The sequence below is a fragment of the Clostridium puniceum genome (genome assembly GCF_002006345.1).
GTDB lineage: Bacteria > Bacillota > Clostridia > Clostridiales > Clostridiaceae > Clostridium > Clostridium puniceum.
This window is the reverse complement of the sequence record NZ_LZZM01000114.1, coordinates 1-1,185: the sequence shown is the minus strand read 5'-3', so window position 1 is coordinate 1,185 and position 1,185 is coordinate 1. Positions and strand designations below refer to the sequence as shown.

Sequence of the window (1,185 nt, the reverse complement as noted above, 5' to 3'; positions counted from 1 at the left end):
TCACTTACTGCTGGGAAAATATCGGCTACATTGTTATAGTCTGGCTTATTAAGACCAAAATTCGCTGTCTTTTGCATTTTACATCCATCTCCTTTTCTTAATCATATGTTCTAATTTCGTCCCATGTCATATTTTGGACTTGCTCCCATGTTAGACCTGAATCTTTTAACATTCCCCATGTATTATAGGTATAGGCAAAATCATACGCCAAGTGTGCTGGTTTTATTAAATCTAACATGTCCTTAAAGGCTTGCATATTTTTAGGTATACCTTTTACTCCTATGAAATGAACAGTAAAATAATATTCTTCATTGTGTTCAATTATTTTGCATTCTCCGCCTGAGAATCTTTCTGCAGTAGTTTTAATCATGACTTTGGTTGTAGTTCCTCTACCACACTTTTTGGCTTTTACGATTTCTCTCCGCTCTTCATAACTTAATAAATAATTTGTTTCAATTCCATATTTATTTTCCCACCAGTCTAGCCCCCATGTTGCTGTATCTATTCTAAATTGTTTTTTTACATCTTTAAGCTGATATTTTAACAATCCTAATTCTAAGCTCTCTACATCATAAATGGCTTTAACTTCTGGAAGTTCTGATATAAAAGTTGGTACATATGGATTAAGGTCCACCATATATTTTTTAATTTCTTCATTAGAGCTTATAGGATTTGTAGCATATGTGGTCGTTCCATATTGATTTTCTCCATACATTAAGTTCACCTCAATTTTTGCGAAATAAAAAAGACTCCTGAAAGTCTTATTTTCCTAAACATAAATTTATATAATTTTCTTTCAATCCTAATGGTTTTTCTTCCTGAAACAATTTATATCTTAAATAATCATCTACATAAATACATAGTGGCATTAATATAAACCATAAAAAAGCATATGGTAAACATATTTGACCATATACATTTCCCCAGGTATTTGAATAGTCCCATATATTAAAACTTAACCACATATTTAATACTAAGCCACTGATAAATTCTATAAATAAGGTTATGACAGTGCCAATTAAACATTGCTGCCACATCTTTCTGTCATAAAAAGTTGGATGCTCGTTTAACTTACCAACTAAGAAAGCGCAAAGGCCTCCAACAAAAAGCATACTTATGTTTGTCCACCCTCGCCAAAAACCTTCTAAAACCATGTATAAGCTTCCCATAATAAATATTAATATT

General features: G+C 31.5%; 2 protein-coding genes. Both read right to left on the bottom strand.

Features of this window, described 5'->3' with window-relative positions; translation table 11 throughout:
* Positions 1 to 97: 97 nt before the first annotated feature.
* Positions 98 to 715, bottom strand: coding sequence for a YmfQ family protein (locus tag CLPUN_RS08945; protein WP_077846952.1), 618 nt, complete (start codon positions 713 to 715; stop codon positions 98 to 100).
* Positions 716 to 761: 46 nt separating this feature from the next.
* A complete protein-coding gene (locus CLPUN_RS08940) occupies positions 762 to 1,184 on the bottom strand; it encodes a putative ABC transporter permease (protein WP_242954085.1) in 423 nt (140 codons plus the stop codon).
* Between the last annotated feature and the right edge of the window lies 1 nt (position 1,185).